Annotated in this window: 19 protein-coding genes; 6 read left to right on the top strand and 13 right to left on the bottom strand. The window is 59.5% G+C overall.

The genetic code is table 11. The features are described from left to right. Positions 1–219: 219 nt before the first annotated feature. Complete coding sequence (locus tag ABWV79_RS01860) at positions 220–468, top strand: hypothetical protein (RefSeq protein WP_170354363.1); 249 nt, start codon at positions 220–222, stop codon at positions 466–468. 41 nt (positions 469–509) lie between these two features. Further along, positions 510–1,154, top strand: coding sequence for an SDR family NAD(P)-dependent oxidoreductase (locus ABWV79_RS01865; protein ID WP_170354364.1), 645 nt, complete (start codon positions 510–512; stop codon positions 1,152–1,154). A 63-nt stretch (positions 1,155–1,217) separates the two neighbouring features. On the opposite strand, the gene ABWV79_RS01870 is transcribed toward ABWV79_RS01865, so the two are convergent. From ABWV79_RS01870 to ABWV79_RS01890, 5 genes are all read right to left on the bottom strand, one after another. Continuing rightward, a complete protein-coding gene (locus ABWV79_RS01870) occupies positions 1,218–2,060 on the bottom strand; it encodes an ATP-binding protein (RefSeq protein ID WP_353390109.1) in 843 nt (280 codons plus the stop codon). A gap of 111 nt (positions 2,061–2,171) precedes the next feature. Next, positions 2,172–3,044, bottom strand: a complete 873-nt coding sequence (gene tatC / locus ABWV79_RS01875) for a twin-arginine translocase subunit TatC (protein WP_353390112.1) — start codon at positions 3,042–3,044, stop codon at positions 2,172–2,174. Continuing rightward, positions 3,041–3,499, bottom strand: coding sequence for a Sec-independent protein translocase protein TatB (gene tatB, locus ABWV79_RS01880; RefSeq protein ID WP_353390115.1), 459 nt, complete (start codon positions 3,497–3,499; stop codon positions 3,041–3,043). The genes tatC and tatB overlap by 4 nt, the downstream gene beginning before the upstream one ends. A 6-nt stretch (positions 3,500–3,505) precedes the next feature. Then, a complete protein-coding gene (locus ABWV79_RS01885) occupies positions 3,506–3,724 on the bottom strand; it encodes a twin-arginine translocase TatA/TatE family subunit (RefSeq protein WP_353390118.1) in 219 nt (72 codons plus the stop codon). A gap of 12 nt (positions 3,725–3,736) precedes the next feature. Continuing rightward, the gene (locus ABWV79_RS01890; RefSeq protein ID WP_353390121.1) at positions 3,737–3,949 is read right to left on the bottom strand and encodes a hypothetical protein; all 213 of its coding nucleotides are present in this window, start codon (positions 3,947–3,949) and stop codon (positions 3,737–3,739) included. Between the two features lie 218 nt (positions 3,950–4,167). On the opposite strand from ABWV79_RS01890, the gene ABWV79_RS01895 reads away from it, so the two are divergent. Both ABWV79_RS01895 and ABWV79_RS01900 read left to right on the top strand, forming a co-directional pair. Further along, positions 4,168–4,473: a hypothetical protein gene (locus ABWV79_RS01895; RefSeq protein WP_170774376.1), complete on the top strand. Its 306-nt coding sequence runs from the start codon at positions 4,168–4,170 to the stop codon at positions 4,471–4,473. A gap of 21 nt (positions 4,474–4,494) precedes the next feature. Further along, positions 4,495–5,166: a helix-turn-helix transcriptional regulator gene (locus tag ABWV79_RS01900; protein ID WP_353390124.1), complete on the top strand. Its 672-nt coding sequence runs from the start codon at positions 4,495–4,497 to the stop codon at positions 5,164–5,166. 61 nt (positions 5,167–5,227) lie between these two features. Here the strand turns inward: ABWV79_RS01900 and ABWV79_RS01905 are convergent, their stop codons facing one another. From ABWV79_RS01905 to ABWV79_RS01940, 8 genes are all read right to left on the bottom strand, one after another. Beyond that, a complete protein-coding gene (locus ABWV79_RS01905; RefSeq protein ID WP_353390127.1) occupies positions 5,228–6,391 on the bottom strand; it encodes a peptidoglycan DD-metalloendopeptidase family protein in 1,164 nt (387 codons plus the stop codon). Between the two features lie 63 nt (positions 6,392–6,454). Further along, a complete protein-coding gene (locus ABWV79_RS01910; RefSeq protein WP_170752802.1) occupies positions 6,455–7,105 on the bottom strand; it encodes a protein-L-isoaspartate(D-aspartate) O-methyltransferase in 651 nt (216 codons plus the stop codon). After that, the gene (surE, locus tag ABWV79_RS01915; protein ID WP_353390130.1) at positions 7,102–7,884 is read right to left on the bottom strand and encodes a 5'/3'-nucleotidase SurE; all 783 of its coding nucleotides are present in this window, start codon (positions 7,882–7,884) and stop codon (positions 7,102–7,104) included. The genes ABWV79_RS01910 and surE overlap by 4 nt, the downstream gene beginning before the upstream one ends. A 121-nt stretch (positions 7,885–8,005) precedes the next feature. Further along, on the bottom strand, positions 8,006–9,091 hold the full coding sequence (locus ABWV79_RS01920; protein ID WP_353390132.1) for an ABC transporter ATP-binding protein: 1,086 nt from the start codon (positions 9,089–9,091) through the stop codon (positions 8,006–8,008). Positions 9,092–9,171: 80 nt separating this feature from the next. After that, positions 9,172–10,230: a methyltransferase domain-containing protein gene (locus ABWV79_RS01925; RefSeq protein ID WP_353390135.1), complete on the bottom strand. Its 1,059-nt coding sequence runs from the start codon at positions 10,228–10,230 to the stop codon at positions 9,172–9,174. An 87-nt stretch (positions 10,231–10,317) separates the two neighbouring features. After that, positions 10,318–11,427 (bottom strand): YhaZ family DNA alkylation repair protein, encoded by a 1,110-nt coding sequence (locus ABWV79_RS01930; protein ID WP_353390137.1) that lies wholly within the window; start codon positions 11,425–11,427, stop codon positions 10,318–10,320. Between the two features lie 3 nt (positions 11,428–11,430). Next, the gene (locus ABWV79_RS01935) at positions 11,431–12,210 is read right to left on the bottom strand and encodes an SDR family oxidoreductase (protein ID WP_353390139.1); all 780 of its coding nucleotides are present in this window, start codon (positions 12,208–12,210) and stop codon (positions 11,431–11,433) included. A 70-nt stretch (positions 12,211–12,280) separates the two neighbouring features. Continuing rightward, positions 12,281–12,643 carry a SnoaL-like domain-containing protein gene (locus tag ABWV79_RS01940; RefSeq protein ID WP_353390142.1) on the bottom strand — a complete coding sequence of 121 codons (363 nt, stop codon included), beginning with the start codon at positions 12,641–12,643 and terminating at the stop codon, positions 12,281–12,283. 109 nt (positions 12,644–12,752) lie between these two features. Here ABWV79_RS01940 and ABWV79_RS01945 point away from each other — a divergent pair, with 109 nt between their 5' ends. Together ABWV79_RS01945 and ABWV79_RS01950 are read left to right on the top strand one after the other, a co-directional pair. Further along, positions 12,753–14,357 (top strand): peptide chain release factor 3, encoded by a 1,605-nt coding sequence (locus ABWV79_RS01945; RefSeq protein ID WP_353390144.1) that lies wholly within the window; start codon positions 12,753–12,755, stop codon positions 14,355–14,357. Between the two features lie 18 nt (positions 14,358–14,375). Further along, entirely contained in the window at positions 14,376–15,314 is a 939-nt protein-coding gene (locus tag ABWV79_RS01950; RefSeq protein WP_353390147.1) for a glycosyltransferase family 2 protein, read from the top strand. Positions 15,315–15,477: the final 163 nt, after the last annotated feature.

Below are 15,477 nucleotides of genomic sequence, written 5' to 3' on the forward strand. Positions count from 1 at the left end.
ATGCGGGCTTTCTTTTTGCCCGTGCAAACTGGATCGGTGGGTTTTCGCCCACAACTCTGCGGCGAAGAAAACGTAAGCTCAAGGGCTTCTCCACGGGCACATTCGCTGTCGTTTTCGTGATCCCCCAGGGGGGTTTTTCTTACTGGTTGGCTTTGTTAAGGCCCCGCCTACCAAGCACTCACAACAAGGGATCGGGCCGCTGCGGCCCGGCCGGAATTTATGTCGAACGCCACCGTCAAAAGCGCGGCCACGCAAAAAAGCGCGCTTAAAAAGAACTCTGTATCCCTCCTTGGGGTCTTTGGCCCGAAATCGGATTTGCGCGCGCTCATGCGAATGTCGTCGGGACGTGTGAAAGAGGTCAAGCCCGGCAGCCGCGTATCCTCGGGCACTGTGGTGGCAATTGATCCGGATGGCGTGATGCTGCGACAAAGCGGCCAGACCCGGCGCATCGTCATTCCCGGCAGCTAAACCGTCTTGACGCCCTGCCTGCGGGGGTTCAAACCGCTGTCATGACCGATCAGACCAAAATTGCCCTAATCACTGGGGCGTCACGGGGCTTGGGCGCTGCTCTGGCCGAGGCGCTGGCCCCCGAGTACCACATTGTCGCTGTCGCCCGTACCACCGGTGGGCTGGAAGAGCTGGATGACCGTATTCAGGCCAAAGGCGGCGCGGCCACGCTGGCCCCCATGGACATCGCAGACCCGAACGCCATGGCGACGCTGTGCCGGGGTATTCATGATCGTTGGGGCAAGGTGGATCTGTGGCTGCACACGGCTGTTCACAGCTCGGCTCTGACGCCTGCGCATTTTATCGACCCGAAAGAATGGGCAAAGGCCGTCAATGTGAATGCCACGGCGACTTCGGTTTTGATTCCCTATATCGCTCCGTTGCTGGGCGAGAGCGGTCATGCCGTGTTCTTTGACGACCCCAAAGCGGGCGACAAGTTCTATGGCATCTATGGCGCGACAAAGGGCGCTCAGATGGCTTTGGCCCGCAGTTGGGCGGCTGAGACCGAGCGCACAGGGCCACGTGTGTCGATTGTGGAACCTGCGCCCATGCCAACGGCCGTGCGCGCGCGATTTCATCCCGGCGAGGACCGTGATGCTTTGACGAGCCCTGCGGATGAGGCGGCCCGGATTTTGGCGTCTCTATAAGGGAATGGCCCTTGCCGGCCATGCCTCCGGCGGAGGTATTTTTGGCCAGATGAAGCAGGCGGATCAGCCTATATGCGCGCCGGTGCGCCCGGCCAGATCGACGAAGAATTGCCACGCTACGCGGCCAGAACGTGCGCCGCGTGTGGCCTGCCATTCGATGGCTTCGGCGCGCAGGGTGTCGGGGGCGACGTTGACGCCATAGGCGGCGCAGTAGCGGTTGATCATGGCGAGGTATTCGTCCTGATCGCAGGGGTGGAAGCCCAGCCAAAGGCCGAAGCGGTCGGAGAGTGAGACTTTTTCCTCGACCGCCTCGGACGGGTTGATGGCGCTGGAGCGTTCGTTTTCGATCATGTCCCGCGGCATCAGGTGTCGGCGGTTCGAGGTGGCGTAGAACACCACATTTTCCGGGCGGCCTTCGATACCGCCGTCCAGCACCGCCTTGAGCGATTTGTAGTGTTGGTCATCATGGCTGAACGAAAGATCATCGCAGAACAGGATGAACCGATGCGGCGCGGCGCGCAGATGGTTTAGCAGACGCGCGACCGAGCCCATGTCCTCGCGCTGAAGTTCGACCAGTTTCAGATCGGGGTATTCATTTTGCAGGCTCCCGTGGACCGCTTTGACAAGGCTGGACTTGCCCATACCCCGCGCCCCCCAGAGCAACGCATTGTTTGCCTTGTACCCAGCCGCAAAGCGACGTGTATTGTCCAGAAGCGTGTCGCGCGAGCGGTTGATGCCCACCAGCAGGTCCAAATCGACTCGGTTCACATTGGTCACTGGTTCCAGCCGGTCAGGGTCCACATGCCAGACAAAAGCCGGGGCCGCGCCGAAATCAGGGGCTGCCAAGGGGGCTGGAGCCATGCGCTCCAAGGCATCAGCAATGCGGTTCAGGGTTTGGTCATCCATCAGGGCCTCCGGCTGTTTTGGGGTTCAAACCATGATCAGATGCAAGCGGCAAGACCCGCGCATAAAAAAGGCGCGCCACGAATGGGCGCGCCTGATCCGGGTTAAGCCGGTTTACTTGCTTTCTTCGTCGACGATTTCGGCATCCGCCTCTTCTTCGTCGTCATAGTAGCCGTCAGCGCGCAGCTGTTCTTCGCGCTTTTTTTCGACACGGGCCACGAGGAAGATTGAGATTTCGTACAGTCCGTAGACCACCACGAACAGGATCACCTGAGTAATCACATCGGGCGGTGTTACCAGCGCGGCAAGCACCAGAATGGCGACCACGGCGTATTTGCGAACCGAGCCCAAACCTTCGGCCGTCACAAGCCCCGCCTTGCCCATCAGCGTCAGCAGAACCGGCAGTTGGAAGCACAGACCAAAGGCTACGATGAACTTGATCGTCAGGTTCAGATATTCCTGTGCTGAGCCCTGAAAGACCACGCTCAGCGGTGCGGCGGTTACGCGATCCGTCACGGCCTCCCCTTCAGTGCCGAATTGTTGGAAGCCAAGGAAGAAGTCATACGCCAGCGGTGTGACCACGTAGAAGGCAAAGCTGGCCCCCAACAGGAACATAAAGGGAGAGGCCAGCATGAACGGCAGGAACGCGTTCTTTTCAGACTTATACAATCCTGGAGCCACAAACCGCCACATCTGCATCCCGATATAGGGAAAGGCCAGAATGAACCCACCCAGCAGCGAGACCTTGATGGCTACAAAGAACCCTTCCTGCGGCGAGATGAAGATCAGCCCGCAATCCTGCCCGCGTTCGGCCAGAACGTCACACAACGGTTGCGTCAGAAAGTTGAACAGCGGGGTGGCCACTGTAAAGCAGATGATCATCCCGATCAGAAACGCCACGACGCAGTGGATAAGCCGCGTACGCAGTTCTGCCAGATGCTCGATCAATGGGGCCGAGCTGTCCTCGATCTCGTCGGTCTTGGTCATGATTTGCTTTCGTTTTTCAACGCGGCCTCGGCTTCTTCGGCTTTGGCCAGGGCGTCAGCGGCCTCTTTCGCCTTGCGCTCGGCGGCAGCGCGCGCGGTCGAGGCTTGAATCTTCTTGGCCTGTTCGGCGCGCTCGGCTGCCAGTTTGCCGGTCTCGCTGTCGGGGTCGAACTTGGTCGGGTCCATGCTCTTGGCCAAATCCTGCGCGGCCTCTTTCACGCCGTCCATGGCGCTGCCAACAGGGTTGGTGGCCGCGTTCAGACCCTTCTTGATGTCATTGACGCCCGCCTGATCGGCGGCCTCGTTCATCGCGCTGGAGAACTCGCGCGCCATGCCGCGGGCCTTGCCGACAAACCGTCCGACATTGCGGAACAGCACCGGCAGGTCCTTTGGCCCCACGACGATCAGGGCAACAACGCCGATGACCAGAAGCTCGGTCCAGCCCAGATCAAACATCTGAGCTTAGACCTTGTCTTTGTCGGTCTCGGGTGTAACGTCCTTGGCCATCTCGGAGGCGTCCTGTTCCAGCTCATCCGCGCCCTCGCGAACGCCCTTCTTGAACGAGGTGATGCCTTTGCCCACTTCGCCCATCAGCGAGCTGATTTTACCACGGCCAAACAGCACCAGAACCACAACGGCGATCAGCAGCAGGCCGGGAAGGCCGATATTGTTAAGTGGCATGATTTTTCTCCTTTAGTCGGAAACTTGTTCTGTTGAACTCAAGCGCCGCGTTTCCTCTGCGATTCGAAACAGAAGAAACCCAATAATCGCGCTGGTAAAGATGCTAATCACGGTCCACAGCAGAAAGCTTCTACCTTTTTTATTGGCAGCCCAGCCAACCAGAACAGGCAAAAGAAGAAAGAATGCAATCAGTATCAAGCCCGGTAGGCCGATATTGTTAAGCATGTCTTATCTCCTTCTCGTCAGCGCCACGCACCGGGAATGTGATCTGGAACCGTGTCTACGCCTGACGAGCCGTGGACAACAGTGCGCCAGATCAAATCCACGTTCGAATTCGCCCTGTTCACGCGTTTTTTGGGCGCTGGATTTTCCCAACTGACAGGTTTATGTCAGTTGCATGTGACTAGGAAGAGATCATCGAAACCTGGTCAACGGAGATTGAAATGACCCATGTTGCCGAAATCGTCACCTTTTCGCTCGCAGACAGCACCACGCCCGAGGCGTTCGTGAAGCTCAGCCAATCCACCGAAGCCTTTGTGCGCGCGGCCCCCGGCTTTGCGCATCGACAGCTGAGCCAAGGCGAGGATGGCCGCTGGACCGACTACGTCGTCTGGACCGACATGAAAGCCGCACAGAATGCCGCCGCGCAGTTCCCACAACAAGACTTCGCCGCTGCCTTGATGACGGCGATCAAACCCGACAGCATCCAGATGCGTCACGAGAAAGTGCTATGGAACATGATTGCTTAAACACGGTTCGGACAGCGTGACATGCGCCGCACGGATCGTCTGTTCGATATCATCCAGATCCTGCGCGATGGCAAACTGCACCGCGCGCAGGACATCGCGGACCGGCTCGAGGTGTCGGTCCGCACGATCTATCGCGACATGGACACGCTGGTCGCCTCAGGCGTCCCGGTCGAGGGCGAGCGCGGCGTCGGCTACATGGTGCGCGAACAGATCACCCTGCCGCCGGTAAACCTGACCCCAGCCGAGCTTGAGGCGCTGAACCTCGGCATGGCCATCGTGGCCCAAGCCGCCGACCCCGAGCTAAAAGCCGCCGCCGAGACGCTGGCCGACAAGATCGACGCCGTGCTGCCGACGCAAGTCGTCGCCGAAGCAGATACCTGGAAATTCGCCGTCTACCCCTTTGCCGATGCTGCGCGTGGGTTGGCGCATATGGCCCCGATCCGCGCCGCCATCAAATCACGCCAGAAACTGCACCTCAACTACCGCCGCATCGACGGCGTGCTGACCGAGCGCACGATCCGCCCGCTTCATATGGAATACTGGGGCCGCGTCTGGACACTCACCGCATGGTGTGAGCTGCGAGACAGCTTCCGCGTCTTCCGCATTGACCTGATCGAAGCCATCCGCCCCCTGCCCGAACTGTTCACAGATGAGCCCGGAAAACGCCTCAGCGACTTCGATCCGCAAACCTGATCCGTCCTTCATCTGGCAGAGAATATCCCTGCCAGAAGCATGGCCCGGACCGGGCCATTTTCTATTTCAAAAACGGCTCTGGATCGACCGCTTCGAACCCTTTGCGAACCTCGAAATGGACATAGGCATTGTCACCATCCCTTAGGGCTGCAATTCTCTCGCCTCGCCGCACCCGATCGCCCTTTTTGACTGTTATGCCTTCGACATTTGCATACACGGTGAGAAGGTCATTGTTGTGCTTGACCACGATGATCGGCACCTGATCGGCATCCGCGGTGATTGCAGCCACGGTTCCGGCCTCGGCGGCCTTAACGGCGGCGCCCGGTGCAGCAGCGATATCGATGCCTTCGTTCTGACCTTTCTTATAGGTACGAATGATTGTCCCGGTCACCGGCAAACCCAGCGCCGAGTTGCGCTGATTGGTCGGTGCCTCAGCCGTTACATCCGGCGCAGGAACCGGTGCAGCGACCTGTTCGTCTGGCAAAGGCTGAGTCGCACTTGGCGGCGTTGGAGTGGGTGATCCTTGCCCCGGCTGCGTGACATTGGTTGCTGGCACAGCGGCCTGTTGCGGCGCGGACTGCGTCTTGATCGGGATCAACAGGAACTGACCTTCCCGAACCGTAAAGTCCGAATCCAGACCATTCCAATCCGCCAGCGCGTCCACTGGCACGTCATAAAGGCGCGAGATCGTGAACGCAGTCTCGCCGCGTTTCACCTTGTGCCTGATGGGTTCGGGTCCTGACGGCGCAGCAGGAGGTGCTGGTGTCGCGGTAGGCTGCGCAGGCGCCAAGGTCGACGTGCGGACCGAGCCATCCGCTGGTGCCTCATCGATAGCGGTCCCTGCGATTGTCGCAATATCGACCGAGCTTGCCGAACTGACCGTTCGCGGCAGAGCGATTACTTCACCGTCCCGCAACGTATCAGTGGGTTTGAGGCCGTTGAACGTGGCCAGCTCTGCTTCGGGCAAACCCACCCGCGCTGCGATGTCACTGACCTTGTCACCCCGGCGCGCAACGGCAACTTGATAAGTCGGATAGGTAATCACGCCGCGCGCATCCGGCGGCGGGCGGTTCGTGGTGGCCGTCTGGGCCGCATCCGTGGTGGAAAACCCTCCGATCTGACCGCGAAGATCATAGTCAAGCGGGCCTTCGCACCCGGCTAATACGGCCAGCGCAATCATTCCGGTCGCGCAGCGCATCATCGCTGATTTGGAAACTGCTCTCATCTTTTTTCTGTCCTCATCACCTGCCCCTGTTGACCGGGGTTCCGGTGGGTTTTCAAAAAGCCTCTACGCCTCGTCTTTGCCCAATCCCTCAAGCAGGGGAACAAACCGAACGGGCAACAATTCATCATAGTCCAAGCCGGTTTCCGTTCGCCGAACCCGGATCAATGTTTGAACCGTATCCGACTGCCCCACCGGCAAAACCATGATACCGCCGATTTTGAGCTGCGCCAAGAGCGGCCCTGGCGGGTCCTCGGCCGCCGCAGTCACAATGATACGATCAAACGGAGCCTGTTCAGGCAAACCGAATGATCCATCGGTCAGCATCGCGGTCACATTGGTCAGGCCCAACTCGCGGAACAGGTCGCCGGTTTCGCGCACCAGCCGCTTGTGTCGCTCGACCGTGTAGACCCGGCGTGCCAGTTTAGACAGGACAGCCGCCTGATACCCCGACCCGGTCCCAATTTCGAGCACCGTATCCCGAGGTCGCACGTCCAGCGCCTGTGTCATAAGACCCACGACCGAAGGCTGACTGATCGTCTGGCCGCAAGCAATCGGCAGCGGCGTGTCCTCATAAGCTCGGTCCGCGAACAAACCCTTGACGAACTTGCCGCGATCAATCTGCTCCATCGCTGCCAATACGCGCGCATCCGTCACCCCGCGAGAGCGCAGGGCAAAAAGGAACTGCATCTTTGTTTCTGCGCTCAACCCGGTCATTCGATTTTCTTCAGTGCCTCAAGCGTGTCATGCGCTGTCAAATCCGCCCGCATCGGTGTGACCGAAATATAACCCGCCAGATTGACTGCCGCATCCGTCCCCGGCGCGGTCGGATTGTGCTGATACCCGCCCTTGATCCACAGGAACCGACGCCCCGAGGGCGAGCTGTGCGGCTCGACCGAGAAATGTGTGTCACGGCGATACCCCTGGGCCGCAACGCGAGTGCCCAGAACCTCGTCCGCGGGAACAGGCGGGAAATTTACGTTGTAGAACAGACGATAATCGCCCTGCTCGGTTGGCGTCGCATCCAAGATTTTGCGCACCAGATCGGCCCCAAACCGCGTTGCGGCCTCGAATGGGTCATCCAGCCCCAAATTGCGCGGGCCAAAGTATTGCGACAAGGCAATCGCAGGGACACCCTGCAAAGCGGCCTCCATCGCGCCACCGATCGTCCCGGAATACAGCGTGTTTTCAGCCGAGTTGTTGCCCCGGTTTACCCCTGACAACACTAGATCTGGCGGCGCATCCTTCATCACGTCATGCAAACCAGCCAGCACGCAATCAGCGGGCGAGCCCTCGGCGGCGTATCGGCGTTCACCCAGTTTAGCGACCATCATCGGGTGCGTGTAACTGATGCAATGTCCGACGCCGGATTGCTCGAACGCGGGCGCAACGACCCAAATCTCTCCGTCCGGCCCGGCAAGCTCGGCGGCAATCGCCTCAAGGGCGATGAGACCCGGTGCATTGATGCCGTCATCGTTGGTCAGAAGAATACGCATATGCCCCATCCATCCCTGCGTTTTTCCCTTGATAGACCCGGCCCCGCGCCTCGGCAAGCGACGCGCACACGCAAACTGCGGCTTTCACGCATCAGCTGGGTCTAAATTGCCACGTCAGGAATTATTCGGGGAAAACAAAGCACCGGTCGCGGCGAATGGTCAGCCACATGACACGCCCCGGCTGCGGAACAAAGACGTTCGGCACAGTGGCTTTCAGGATTGAACCGTCATAGTCCATGCGAAATTCGACCAGGCTTTCATTACCCAGAAAGCGCGCCCGCTGGACAACGCCGCGCGCGGCCACGCCATCGGTCGGCGTGGGCAGCGGCCCTTTGCCGTTACGGTCGAAATCCAGTTTGACATGCTGCGGTCGGAAGACGATCTCAACATCCGTGCCGTCAGGTACGCCCGGCGCAAGAAACTGCCCGAATGGCGTTTCCGCCAGTGCCCCATTAACTTGCGCATTCAACACATTGACATCACTGAAGAATGCCACCGCCGCTTTGTCCGCAGGCCGGGTATAGACATTATAGGGCGCGCCCTGCTGCACGATCTTACCACGACGCATCAGGGCAATCTCATCGGCCATGCGCATCGCCTCTTCCGGCTCATGCGTCACCAAAACTACAGCCGCGTCTTCCTCTTTGAGGATCGCCAGCGTCTCATCCCGGATACCGTCTCGCAAACGGTTATCCAACCCCGAGAACGGTTCGTCCATCAACATGATCCGGGGACGCGGCGCCAAAGCCCGCGCCAGTGCGACCCGCTGTTGTTCGCCGCCCGACAGATGATGCGGATAGCTGTCGACGAAGCGCATCAGATCAACCTTCGTCAGCAGCTCCACGACCCGCGCGCGTTTTTCGTCCTTGTGGCCCTTCAGACCAAAAGCCACGTTGTCGGCCACGCTTAGATGGGGAAACAGGGCAAAGTCCTGAAACATTAGCCCAATCTCGCGCCGCTCGGGCGGGACACGAAACACCGTGTCGCAGATCAGCTTGCCATCCACATAAATCTGGCCGGACTCCTGCATCTCGACCCCGGCGATCATACGCAGCGTGGTCGACTTGCCGCAGCCAGACGGCCCTAGCAGACACGTCACCTGCCCCGCCTGAACACTTAGCGACACGTCATCCACCACCACACGCCCTTCGTACCGGGCGATCAGATTGCGGATTTCCAGACGTGGAGGAGTTGAATTCACTGTCACCGAAGGACCCCGTAGCCTTTCCCGATCATTTCCATCGGGCTTAGGCGGGGATAGCAACCCCGCCCGTCAGGCGCAAGCGATCAGCAGCAACCGCCTGAGGCGGCCTCACCAGTGTTTGTACCCGTAGCTTCGAACGGACTTTCGCCACCGCAGCCTTCGAAAATGCCGTAATGGGTTGAGAAATCGCCAATAAACTCGAAATGGCGCGCAAATCGCGTGTCTTTCAGAATCATCCAGGTGTTGCCACACACCGGAAAGACCTTGCCCGCCTCGATCGCGTGATGGTCGTCCAGCTCGAACAAATGCGGCGCGTGGGGGATCGTGCCTTTGTAGATCACCGCTTGGCCGTAATCCTCGCAAGCTGGTTCCAGCTCGGGAAGTTTGAACAGACGATACGTGGCCGACAGGAAGCTCAAGGGCGCAACGCGCTCTTCCAGCGCCGGATTTTCGATGGTCAGCGGGCGATGCGTCACTCGGCGTGGATCGGTAAACCCGGCCTTGCGCGAGATCGACAGGAAATCATTCCAGTAAAGCGCGCCCGACAGGCACTCCCCATACAAAACCTCATCCTCGGCCATTGCGGCGGGGATGCGGCGGTCAGCATAGACGTCCGAGAAATACATCTCGCCGCCATCTTTCAGCAGACGGTGCGCGCCGCGCAGAACGGCCTCTTTATCGGTGGCCAGATTGATCACGCAGTTCGAAACGATGATGTCGAAGGAACCGGGCTCAAGGTCCAGCTCGTCCAGCTTTTCGATATAGCCGTGGTGGAATTCCACATTTGACGCACCATGGCCGAACGCCTGCGCGTGGTATTCTTGATGAGCGCGGGCCACATCCAACTGTTCGGGCGTCATGTCCACGCCGACCACGCGGCCATTTTCGCCGACCATCGCCGACAGCGCATAAACGTCGCGCCCGGCACCACAGCCCAGATCAAGGATGCTCATCCCTTCCAGATCCAGCGGTGCAATTAGACCGCAACCATAGTAACGCGTCAGCACATCATCATGAATTTTCGAGAGAATTTTCTTCACATGATCCGGCATGTCATCGGGCGTGCAGCAGGCATTAGTCTGCAAATCCGCGCTGCTTTGAAGGACGTCACCGTAATAGTTCTGCACCGATTCATGCTTCATCGAAGGTATCCCTTGTGTCTGGTAGGGGATCAGCTAAAGCAGCAAGGGCCGTGGCGCAATCCGCACATGTGCGATTTTACAAAAGCGTTACCCGAGCAGGTCGAAATCCACGGCAGCGCGCACCTGCCCGTTCACCTGAACCTCCAGCCGGTGTGGGCCGGGCACCAGTTTGAACGTGGTCGCATTGCCCTTGAGCTTGTGGGTCTTGCTTAGCGTCAGCGCACCATCCCGCAGCGCGGTCTGTTTCAACTTGTGCACCTTGGCCGAGGTTTTACCGCCAGGACGTTGAAAGTGAATGATATAATCCACGAGAACGGGCTGGTCTCCGGTACCACAGAGCGCCACATCGAAATTCAGCGCACCCCCGATCCGGGCATCTCCTTGCACCTGAATGTCAGCCGAGATTGCGGCGTCAGGATCATAGCCCAGCATCTTCATCGCGCCGGGATGTCCCGCTTTCACCAATCCACGCAGGGTGTGGCTGGTCATCCAGCGCAACTCATCTGCGTCCTGCCCGCCCTCGCGCCATTGCTGCAGACGGTCCAGCACCAGATCGGGGTCTTTCTTAGTGACGTCGTTTAGATGGTTCGCGACCGAGCGCGTCACGTATCGCGTCGGATCACTGTGTAACTGATCTAGCAAAGGCAGCGGGTCGGTCAGTTCCAACCCCACTGCCTGCCCCCATGGCAAACGTGGGCGGGTGCCTTCGCTGACCAGACGGCGCACGTGATAGCTGTCATGGGCGCACCATGCCTGCATCCGTTCCAATACCGTTTCCTGATGAGCGTTCAGGAACGGGCGAATGGCCCATTCCATCGAAAACCTCTGCGTCAGCTCCTCAAGCACATCTAAGGCCAGATCGGGATGATCGAGGCCAGCGGCCACTACCCAATCGCCCAAGGGTGCAAAGATGAAATCACCGAAATCATCATCTTTCTTTGACGGGTCCAGTGGCGGCGGCAGCGCGCGCAGCAGCGTGGGCGCAATGTCCGGCAGCGCGCCGGGGAAAGCCTGTTGCAGGCAGTCGGCTATCAACGCCATGCGCTCTTTCAATTCCAGATCCAGCAGGCGGGACATGACCTGCTCCTCGAACGCCTCTGCCTCGAAAGCGGGGTCGGCTGCCGAAAAAAGCCCCGCCAGATAGCGGGTCTTTTCTGCATTAAACAGCTGGTCTTTCAGTGAAAAGTTTTGCGCCATCGCCTACATCGTCAAGTTAGTTCCGCCGCCGTCCAAGAGGATGTTCTGGCCCACGATAAAGCCCGCATGTTGCGAACACAAAAAGGCGCATGCGGCCCCGAATTCCTGCCGTGTGCCATATCGGCGCGCCGGGATTGTGGCGGCACGTTCGGCACGGGCGTCTTCCATCGATATGTTTTTCTGCAGCGAAACTGCACTATCCAGGGACTCCGCGCGGTCGGTGGCGTGGATACCCGGCAGCAGATTGTTGATTGTCACCCCTTGCGGGGCTACCTGCCGCGCGGTTCCCGCGACGTAGCCGGTCAACCCAGTCCGCGCCGCGTTCGACAGCCCCAGCACAGCGATCGGTGCGCGCACCGATTGCGAGGTGATATTCACCACACGACCCCAACCCTTGTCCATCATTCCCGGCAGCAGTGCTTTCATGAAGGCAATCGGCGTCAGCATGTTGGCGTCGAGGGCCTTGATGAAATCCTCACGCTCCCAATCCGACCACATGCCCGGAGGCGGCCCACCCGCATTTGTCACAAGGATATCAACACCCTGTGCGGCGTCGGTCACCTGCGCCTGCCCCTCGATCGAGGTCACGTCGCAGGCCACCGTCTGAACATCAACGCCATAGGTGTCCCGCAAGCGCGCGGCCTCGGCCTCAAGCGCCTCGGCTCCGCGGGCGTTCATGACCAGATTGACACCGGCCTCGGCCAAAGCTTCGGCACAGCCCAGACCCAAACCCTTGCTGCTGGCACAGACCAGCGCGCGTTTTCCTTTGATACCCAGATCCATGTGATCCTCCCCATCTGTTGTTGCCCACATGTCTAGCACTGGCCAGATGGGGAAAACCAGTCGTTAGAGATCAGTAAAAGAACTCTTCCCGAACGATCTTGCCATCTGCGACGTGATAGACACCAACTTCTTTCATATCAAAGGCTTCGCCAGTTTCCTTCACCTTGCCCCGCACTTCAAAGATCACGGCAAAGCGGTCCTCACCATGTGGCATCGGATCACTCACCGATGCGCCCGAGACCTCATGCGCGCCTTCCCACCATTCATGCTTGCCGCGGATGGCATCCCGGCCATGGGTCTCGCGGCCCATATCCATGAAATCCTGCGCCTCGACCGAGACGGCATCTTCGGCATAGAGCTTTTCAAGATTTTCCTTGGCGCGGTCCTCGCGGCAGCCTGCAACCAGTTCGGCGGCGATTTCGTTCAAATTCATTGATACTCTCCATTATTTGTTCACTATATGTTCCTATTGCCATAGGTACTCGATTCGAACCACCCCCTTTGTCTTGCCTCGGCGGGTTTCCCCGCCTATACGCGCGGTCATGCTTGATACCTCGAACCAACCCACCCTTCCACCCGAGATCGCCCGTCGTCGGACTTTCGCGATCATCTCGCACCCCGATGCGGGTAAGACGACGCTGACGGAAAAGTTCCTGTTGTACGGGGGCGCCATCCAGATGGCTGGTCAGGTACGCGCCAAGGGCGAAGCGCGGCGCACGCGCTCGGACTTCATGCAGATGGAGAAGGATCGTGGTATCTCGGTTTCCGCCTCGGCCATGTCGTTTGATTATGGCACCTTCCGGTTCAATCTGGTGGACACGCCCGGTCACAGCGATTTCTCTGAAGACACCTATCGCACGCTGACGGCTGTGGACGCCGCCGTGATGGTGATCGACGGTGCAAAAGGTGTGGAAAGCCAGACGCAGAAGCTGTTCGAGGTCTGCCGCCTGCGCGATCTGCCGATCCTGACCTTCTGTAACAAGATGGACCGCGAAAGCCGCGATACGTTCGAGATCATCGACGAAATTCAGGAAATGCTGGCCATCGACGTCACGCCCGCCGCGTGGCCGATTGGCGTGGGGCGCGACTTCATCGGCTGCTACGACATGCTGCGCGACCGGCTGGAACTGATGGACCGCGCCGACCGCAACAAAGTGGCCGAGAGCATTCAGATCGACGGTCTGGATGACCCGAAACTAGCCGAACACGTGCCCGAGAATCTGCTGGAAAAACTGCTGGAAGAGGTCGAGATGGCGCGCGAATTGCTACCGGCGCTGGACCCTCAGGCGGTTTTGGAAGGCCATATGACCCCGATCTGGTTCGGCTCGGCGATCAACTCGTTCGGTGTGAAAGAACTGATGGAAGGCATCGGTGCCTATGGCCCGCAGCCACAGGTGCAATCGGCCGAACCCCGCCAGATCGCGCCGGATGAAAAGAAGGTGGCCGGGTTTGTCTTTAAGGTGCAGGCCAATATGGACCCCAAGCACCGCGACCGGGTGGCGTTTGTGCGGATGGCGAGCGGTCACTTCAAACGCGGCATGAAACTGACCCATGTGCGGTCCAAGAAACCGATGGCAATCTCGAACCCGGTGCTATTTCTGGCCTCGGATCGGGAACTGGCCGATGAGGCTTGGGCCGGGGATATCATCGGCATACCCAACCACGGCCAGCTGCGCATCGGTGATACGCTGACCGAGGGTGAGGCGCTGCGCGTCACCGGCATTCCGTCCTTTGCGCCGGAGCTGCTGCAAACCGTTCGCGCGGGCGATCCGCTGAAGGCCAAGCATCTGGAAAAGGCCCTCATGCAATTTGCCGAAGAAGGCGCGGCCAAGGTGTTCAAACCTTCAATCGGGTCGGGCTTTATCGTCGGCGTCGTCGGCGCGCTGCAATTCGAGGTTCTGGCTAGCCGGATTGAGATGGAATACGGCCTGCCCGTGCGGTTTGAGGCGTCTCAGTTCACATCCGCTCGCTGGGTCAGCGGAGATAAGCTGGCAGTGGACAAATTCGTCAACGCCAACAAGCAGCATATCGCGAATGATCATGACGGTGACATCGTCTACCTGACACGTCTGCAATGGGATATCGACCGGGTCGTGCGGGACTATCCCGAGCTGACCCTGACTGCGACCAAGGAAATGATGACGTGACCGGCCAAAGGGCCGCGCATGGGCGCTAAACCGACCTGGGGGACTGTCTCGACGGTCCGGGGGGCGGCCCCGGACATCCTGCGTTTCGTGGCCTATCACCTCGACCTAGGGGTGGATCGTATGCATGTCTACCTGGACGAGCCCTGCCCCAAGGCCTTCAACGCCCTGAACCGGCATCCAAAGGTTGAGGTCCGCAATTGCGACGACGGGTTCTGGGCCAATCGTCAGCGGGCGCGCCCCGACAAGCATCAGGTGCGCCAGACAGCCAATGCCTCATTCACTTATCGAAAGGCCAGCGAAGACTGGTTGCTGCATATCGATCTGGACGAGTTTCTGTGGCCCTACCGACCGGTGGCCGATCTGCTGGCCGGGGTCGCACCGGATACCCCCTTTGTCCGTGTCCGCCCGGAAGAGGCGGTGGCCGAAGCCAAGGACCTGTACAAAGCCTATATTCCCTCAGGACCTGATCGCGCCGCGACGGTGCAGGCGCTCTATCCCAATTATGGGTCTTTCGTGAAGGGTGGGTTTCTAAGTCACCTGCAAGGCAAGGTTTTTGCCCGCACCGGTTTGCCGGGCATCAACTTTCGCATTCACGGGCTGTTCCAGCATGGAGAACGCCTGATCTGCAAAGCGGAACTTGCCGAGGCTGCGCTCTGTCACCGGCACGCCCCGGATTGGGAGAACTGGCTGGCGCATTACCGGTTCCGACTTGAGCGTGGGTCATACAAACCCGGAATGACGCCAAATGTCCCGCGGGATGAAGGCGGGATGAACATGAACGAACTGCTCGGCTGGATCGAAGCCGAGGAAGGTATCGACGGCTTGCGCGCGTTTTTCGATGAGATCAGCGGCGCGCACCCCGACGTGCGGGCACGGCTTGAACAACACGGGTTGATCCGGCATCGGCCACTGGATCTGGACCGGAAGCTTGCGAAACACTTCCCTGGAAGCATCTGAATTGTTGCATTAAATCTGCACAGTATCGGAGCACAGGGGTCTGAAACCCTCTTCATTTGACCCTGCCCAACGTTTTTGTTATGTCCCGCCTCAGCCGAAATGCGCGGGATGCGCATGGCCATCCGGGCCCGGCACACATTCATACGCGCGGGCCAGGTCGAGT

The sequence above is a fragment of the Ruegeria sp. HU-ET01832 genome (genome assembly GCF_040371315.1).
In the GTDB taxonomy this organism is placed as follows: Bacteria; Pseudomonadota; Alphaproteobacteria; order Rhodobacterales; family Rhodobacteraceae; genus Ruegeria; species Ruegeria lacuscaerulensis_A.

What these genes read in the sequence shown, in the direction of transcription:
- ABWV79_RS01860 (WP_170354363.1), top strand. Translation starts at nt 220, where the DNA reads ATGTCGAACGCCACCGTCAAAAGCGCGGCCACGCAAAAAAGCGCGCTT.
- ABWV79_RS01900 (WP_353390124.1), top strand. Translation starts at nt 4,495, where the DNA reads ATGCGCCGCACGGATCGTCTGTTCGATATCATCCAGATCCTGCGCGAT.
- ABWV79_RS01940 (WP_353390142.1), bottom strand. Translation starts at nt 12,643, where the DNA reads ATGAATTTGAACGAAATCGCCGCCGAACTGGTTGCAGGCTGCCGCGAG.
- ABWV79_RS01910 (WP_170752802.1), bottom strand. Translation starts at nt 7,105, where the DNA reads ATGACCGGGTTGAGCGCAGAAACAAAGATGCAGTTCCTTTTTGCCCTG.
- tatC (WP_353390112.1), bottom strand. Translation starts at nt 3,044, where the DNA reads ATGACCAAGACCGACGAGATCGAGGACAGCTCGGCCCCATTGATCGAG.
- surE (WP_353390130.1), bottom strand. Translation starts at nt 7,884, where the DNA reads ATGCGTATTCTTCTGACCAACGATGACGGCATCAATGCACCGGGTCTC.
- ABWV79_RS01895 (WP_170774376.1), top strand. Translation starts at nt 4,168, where the DNA reads ATGACCCATGTTGCCGAAATCGTCACCTTTTCGCTCGCAGACAGCACC.
- ABWV79_RS01865 (WP_170354364.1), top strand. Translation starts at nt 510, where the DNA reads ATGACCGATCAGACCAAAATTGCCCTAATCACTGGGGCGTCACGGGGC.
- ABWV79_RS01885 (WP_353390118.1), bottom strand. Translation starts at nt 3,724, where the DNA reads ATGCCACTTAACAATATCGGCCTTCCCGGCCTGCTGCTGATCGCCGTT.
- ABWV79_RS01950 (WP_353390147.1), top strand. Translation starts at nt 14,376, where the DNA reads ATGGGCGCTAAACCGACCTGGGGGACTGTCTCGACGGTCCGGGGGGCG.
- ABWV79_RS01905 (WP_353390127.1), bottom strand. Translation starts at nt 6,391, where the DNA reads ATGAGAGCAGTTTCCAAATCAGCGATGATGCGCTGCGCGACCGGAATG.
- ABWV79_RS01925 (WP_353390135.1), bottom strand. Translation starts at nt 10,230, where the DNA reads ATGAAGCATGAATCGGTGCAGAACTATTACGGTGACGTCCTTCAAAGC.
- ABWV79_RS01945 (WP_353390144.1), top strand. Translation starts at nt 12,753, where the DNA reads ATGCTTGATACCTCGAACCAACCCACCCTTCCACCCGAGATCGCCCGT.
- tatB (WP_353390115.1), bottom strand. Translation starts at nt 3,499, where the DNA reads ATGTTTGATCTGGGCTGGACCGAGCTTCTGGTCATCGGCGTTGTTGCC.
- ABWV79_RS01890 (WP_353390121.1), bottom strand. Translation starts at nt 3,949, where the DNA reads ATGCTTAACAATATCGGCCTACCGGGCTTGATACTGATTGCATTCTTT.
- ABWV79_RS01870 (WP_353390109.1), bottom strand. Translation starts at nt 2,060, where the DNA reads ATGGATGACCAAACCCTGAACCGCATTGCTGATGCCTTGGAGCGCATG.
- ABWV79_RS01935 (WP_353390139.1), bottom strand. Translation starts at nt 12,210, where the DNA reads ATGGATCTGGGTATCAAAGGAAAACGCGCGCTGGTCTGTGCCAGCAGC.
- ABWV79_RS01930 (WP_353390137.1), bottom strand. Translation starts at nt 11,427, where the DNA reads ATGGCGCAAAACTTTTCACTGAAAGACCAGCTGTTTAATGCAGAAAAG.